Annotated in this window: 4 protein-coding genes and 1 pseudogene; all 5 read right to left on the reverse strand. The window is 62.9% G+C overall.

Annotated features, from left to right (window positions below; genetic code table 11):
* Positions 1–1475: AAA family ATPase (locus ILT44_RS29780; protein WP_204243224.1), on the reverse strand; the 1475-nt coding region annotated here is incomplete at its 3' end.
* A 47-nt stretch (positions 1476–1522) separates the two neighbouring features.
* Entirely contained in the window at positions 1523–2224 is a 702-nt protein-coding gene (locus ILT44_RS29785) for an IS6 family transposase (protein WP_239468637.1), read from the reverse strand.
* A gap of 45 nt (positions 2225–2269) precedes the next feature.
* A pseudogene (locus ILT44_RS32165) lies at positions 2270–2425 on the reverse strand (IS6 family transposase); the annotation flags it as partial.
* Between the two features lie 23 nt (positions 2426–2448).
* A complete protein-coding gene (locus tag ILT44_RS29795) occupies positions 2449–2715 on the reverse strand; it encodes a hypothetical protein (RefSeq protein ID WP_204243225.1) in 267 nt (88 codons plus the stop codon).
* 304 nt (positions 2716–3019) lie between these two features.
* Positions 3020–4777 carry an adenylate/guanylate cyclase domain-containing protein gene (locus ILT44_RS29800; protein WP_204243226.1) on the reverse strand — a complete coding sequence of 586 codons (1758 nt, stop codon included), beginning with the start codon at positions 4775–4777 and terminating at the stop codon, positions 3020–3022.
* Between the last annotated feature and the right edge of the window lie 419 nt (positions 4778–5196).

Here is a 5196-nt window from a genome sequence, read left to right on the forward strand (position 1 = left end):
CCTGCCACCTCTTCCGCGAGCTCGGTGCTCTCGCGAGGTGTCAAGCGGCTGAGCACGATTTCGGAGACATGCGGTCGACCCTGCCATGCCAGTGCGACCTCAGGCCGGACAATGACAAGGAGAAGGACACGCTCGCCGACAATGCGGTCGATCAGTTTATCCAGCACCTCACGCGTTGTCGGGTCCGCCCAGTGCACATCCTCGAATAACAGGAACAGCGGTGTCCGCCGGGCCAAGCCGAGGATAGAGCTGATCAGGGCCTTAATCGTCAGCTCCCGCTGCTGCTGCGGATCCCGGAGGGACAGGGCGTACCGCTCACCTGCGGGGATCGACAGCATCGTGGCCAAGAAGGGCACGAGAGCCGGAACATCGTCAGTTGCTTGCGCCAGGAGCGTTTCCAGTTTGACCAGCCGTTCCTGGGGCGTATCCTCCTCTCGGAAAGCTGCCTCCCGTTCAATCTGCTCAATGAAGGGGTACAGAGGAGAATTGCTGAAGAACGGCGAGCACTGGTACTGCTGGGCGGTGTGTGGGTCGGTTTGCACGCGGCCGCGGAACTCACGTGCCAGCCGCGACTTGCCGATCCCGGCCTCGCCGGACAGCAACACCACCTGACCGTCTCCGGCCCTGGCCTGCTCCCAACGACGCACGAGCCGCCCAAGCTCCTCGGCTCTCCCGATCAGGGGCGTGGCACCCGTGCTGTGGGCGTCGAAACGGCTCTCAACCACCGAGGGGCCCAGGACCTGCCAGGCTGCGATAGGCGCGGCAAATCCCTTGAGATCCTGGAGACCGAGATCAGTGAGCTTGAACTCGCTGCCGAGGAGGCGCCAGGGTGCCGGCGCGATCACTACCCCTCCCGGCGGCGCGAGGGTCTGAAGCCGTGCAGCGAGGTTCGGGGTCTCGCCCACGACGCTTTCTTCCTGGGCCGCTCCCATGCCGATCAGGTCACCGACCACCACCAGACCTGTCGCGATCCCAACCCGGGCGCGCAGGAATTCGACCCCGGCCGGAACAGCAAGGTGGTTCACCTCCTCCACCAAGGCGAGGCCGGCACGGACGGCTCTCACCCCGTCGTCCTCATGGGCCTGCGGATAGCCGAAATAGGCGAGCACGCCATCCCCCATGTACTTGGCGACGAAGCCGTCGAACCGTGCAATCGTTGCGGTACAGGCGCTGTGATAGGCATAGAGGATGGCACGATACTCTTCGGGGTCGAGAGCACTCGCCAGGGCCGTCGAGCCGACTAGGTCACAGAACATCACGGTCAGGTGCCGCCGCTCTGCTCCTGAATGGACAGGTGCTGGCCGTGAGGCCGACCGCTCCACACTCCTCTCGGTCCGGCCCAGCCTGTCCTTGGCGGCAAGGCCGGAAGCGTCGTTCAGGTGGGCAATCGCATCCAGGAGCTTCCGGCGGCGGCCGACCGCAGTAACGCCGAGTTCCTTGAGATCGTCGGAGGTGAGCCGTGACGGTGTTGTCACGTTAACCAGCCTCGGGCGCATTGAGGCAAATTCGGCCACTGAAAGCTTCAAGTGGCGACATTCGCCGCGACGTTCCACGCCGTCATAGCGTTGAGGCGGTGAAGGTAGGTCGCACGGGCGGAGTGGTGGGAGCGGGGTGGAACGAAAAGGTTGCGGACGGCAGAGAACACGTTGACGAACCTCTGCAGCCCTCCGGCAGATCGAAAGCCCTGCCTCGCCCGTTCGAGTCGGCGAAACGGCAGATGCGAATTCTCCGCCCGATTATTCAGCCCTTTGTGCGATCGGTGTTCGACTTCTGGCATGATCTGACGTCGGGCGGCCGCGTAGGAGCCGAGCTTGTCGGTGATCATTCGCCGGGGTGGGCCGCCCTGCTTGCGCAAGAGACGCCTCAGCAAGCGCTTGGCGGCCGTGGTGTTGCGGCGGGTCTGGAGAACTTCATCAAGCACGTAACCATCCTGATCGACAGCCCGCCACAGCCAGTGCTTTTGGCCGGCAATGGTGACTACGACCTCGTCGAGATGCCAAACGTCGCGGCGGCTCGGCGTCTTGCGCCCGAGACGGCGAGCGTACCCGGGCCCGAATTTCAGCGCCCAGCGGCGGACCGTCTCATAGGAGGCGACGATGCCGCGCTCGAGCAGCATCTCCTCGACCAGTCGCAAGCTCAGAGGAAAGCGAAAATACAACCAGACCGCATGGGCGATGATCTCGGGCGGAAAGCGATGGCGTTTGTAGCTGACGGGCTTGCTCATGCCGGGCCATCTACACGGTCGCAGTCAAACCCGAGTTAATGTGACAACACCCTCGTGGCTGACCTCGATGCCTCTCGCGGCGAGCATCTCCTCGACCATGCGTAAGCTCAAGGGAAACCGGAAGTACAACCAGATCGCATGGCTGATCACCTCAGCCGGGAAGCGGTGACGAGTATAACGAGGATGACGGGCCGTTTTCATCCCTCACCTATGCCAGCATCCCATCACTCAGAAGTTAACCTGACGGTGCCTTCGGGACTTCTCGGCTGTTCCAGCCGCTGCTGTTGCATCGCAAAGAGTTCAGGCGTTCGGGGATGACCAATCGCCAAGCCGTCCTCCATCTCGACGGTATAGGCGATCACCAAGGCGACCAGACCAGCTACGAGAACCGCAAGGAAGCCGACAGCGACGACCAGCACGGCCAAGAAGGCACACACGGCAAGACAGAATGACAGGGCCATCACGTTAGCCGCAATTGTTCCAAGGCGCATTTGGCAGCTCCTAACCAAGAGCATACCACGCGAGCAGATATCGCGAATGCGGAAAACAACGGCATTCGGTAGCGACCGCCATCAGACTTGAGCTACGCCTTCCAGGGTCTGGACGTCCTTACTCGCAATGAGCCAATCACCGGGAGCGTTTCGGCGATAGCTGAAGCGACCTTCGTGTTGGCAACTTTGTCGGGGAGGCCGCGAGTGGGGCTTCCATGCAGCACAATTCCGAAAGTCGTCGCGCCGTGCTGCCGGGAACGCCCTTCACCGATCAGCGATTGGTTCTCGAGGTCACTCCAACCCGTCAATCCAGGCCGGCTCGTGCAAGTCCCTCGATCAGGCGCGCCCGATCCTCGGCGCGGACGAAACAAGATGTTGCTCCGACCCAGTTCCGTGAGATGTCAGGGACCAGCGACTTGAGCCGCCCAAGCAAGTCCGTGGCAGCCTCCTGGTTGTCCAGAAGTCCGGCACAGGCCGTGCCGATGATCAGCGGATATGCGTGGCCGGACCGCAGGCGATGCGCCTCCCGTGCATAACTCAATCCAAGCTCGTAATTCGCACCCTGGAAATAAGCCATGGCGTAGTAGAACTGAAAGTCGCCGAGAAAAGCCTCGCGCGGGCTCAGTCTGAGGGCGTAGTCGATGCAAGGAATGGCGTCCGCCGCGCGGCCCCCGTTGGCATGCACAAGTCCCAACTGGCCATGTGCAAACGCGGAGTTGGGGTTGATCGCGACAGCCTGGCTGATCGCTGCCGTCGCCAGGGCATCGTCACGCGTCGCATAGGCCGTCATCGTCTGCGCAAGGTAAGCCCACGGTTCCTTATCGTCGGCGGCAATGGCTTGTTGGACGACATCCCTGGCAAGGGCCAGGGCACATCCCATGTCCTCCCACCCCTGGAACGCGCGCCACATCGTGATCCAGCCTTTCAAGGCGAGCGCCTGGGCATAATCGGGAGCCAGTCCGATGGCCCGATCGAGCAGGGGGAGCATCTTCCGGCTGCTCTCCTCAGACAGCTGGGAACACAGAAACACCGCCCGCACGACACATTCCCAGGCATCCAGGCCATGATGCGGCTTGGGGCTTTCGCGGGCATGCTCTGCCGCCAGGAGTTCCGGCCCGATGCGGCCGACGACGCTTGCGGTGATTTCGTCCTGAATGACGAAGATGTCGCCGAGGTCGCCGTCGTACCTCTCGGCCCAGAGATGGGCTTCGGAGGCCGCATCGATGAGCTGCGCGGTCACCCTCACGCGGTTGCCGGACTTGCGGACACTCCCCTCGAGAACATAGCGAACCCCGAGTTCGCGCCCGATGGCGCGCACATCCACGGGCTTTCCCTTGTAGGTGAACATCGTGTTGCGGGCGATCACGAAGAAGCCCTTGAGCTTGGACAGCGCGGTGGTGATGTCCTCGGTGAGCCCACCGCTGAAGAAGTCCTGCTCCGGGTCGGCGCTCATGGCACTGAACGGCAGCACGGCAATGGATGGTCGGTCCGGAAGTGCCGGCCTGAGGGATGCCGGTCGTGCGGTCGTCCCTTCCAGAAGGGGGCGGTACAGTCGCACCGGCCGCTCCATGTTCTTGAGCGCGCGTTCGCCGAGATACTCGTATTCGCAGTCAAGCTTGCCCTGGAGGTGATCGTACGCCGTGCCGGAAATGCAAATGCCGCCTGGATCCGCCAGGGTTTGGAGGCGGGCCGCGATGTTGACGCCATCGCCGTAGAGATCCCCATCGACCTCGTGGATCACATCACCGAGATTGACGCCGATCCGGAAGGTGATGCGTCGCTCCGTTGGGATAGCGGCCTGGGTCTCGGCAACGCCCTTCTGGATGGCGACCGCGCACGCGACGGCATCGACGACCGAGCCGAACTCCACGAGCGCACCGTCGCCCATCAGCTTGACAATACGGCCCTGATGCTCAACCAGCAGCGGATCGATCACCGCCCGGCGCAGAACCGTCAGGGCCGACAACGTCCCAGCCTCGTCATGTTCGACGAGGCGGGAATAGCCGACGACGTCAGCGGCCAGGATCGCGGCCAGCCGCCGCTCCGCTCTTGCAGTCGCCATGGCTGTCTCCCCCTCAGGAGATCCGCCGGATGAAGCCCAGGCAATTGACGCGACATGCACAATCCGGCTGCCCGACACCGCGACCGTGCCGGTTCATGATACCACTGGGACGGTCATGTGGCGACGCTTCACGAGAGAGCCGCCTTCAGGAACAGAATCCGCGAAGCGGTCACCGCAAAGGTCTGTTGCGGTCCAATGGAAGGACGGCGTCATTCGAAGGAAGGTCCGCTTTCGGGACTTCGAACCCACTGGCGCGCTGAACTTGCCGAAGCGGTGTCTTCCGTCGTTGTCTGTGGGAACAATCGCTCCGTCAGCCACGTGTCCCAACCTCAGGATGGTCAGCTCTGGGTCCAGCCTGTGTGGAAACGTGTTCATCGGCTAAGCTGATGCGGATCAGCGGAGGTCGCGATGAAGCGTTT

It is taken from the genome of Microvirga arvi (genome assembly GCF_016892765.1).
Classification (GTDB): domain Bacteria; phylum Pseudomonadota; class Alphaproteobacteria; order Rhizobiales; family Beijerinckiaceae; genus Microvirga; species Microvirga arvi.

Bases quoted from the DNA above. Each gene is read 5' to 3' on its own strand.
- ILT44_RS29785 (WP_239468637.1), bottom strand. From the start codon at position 2,224: ATGAGCAAGCCCGTCAGCTACAAACGCCATCGCTTTCCGCCCGAGATC.
- ILT44_RS29795 (WP_204243225.1), bottom strand. From the start codon at position 2,715: ATGCGCCTTGGAACAATTGCGGCTAACGTGATGGCCCTGTCATTCTGT.
- ILT44_RS29800 (WP_204243226.1), bottom strand. From the start codon at position 4,777: ATGGCGACTGCAAGAGCGGAGCGGCGGCTGGCCGCGATCCTGGCCGCT.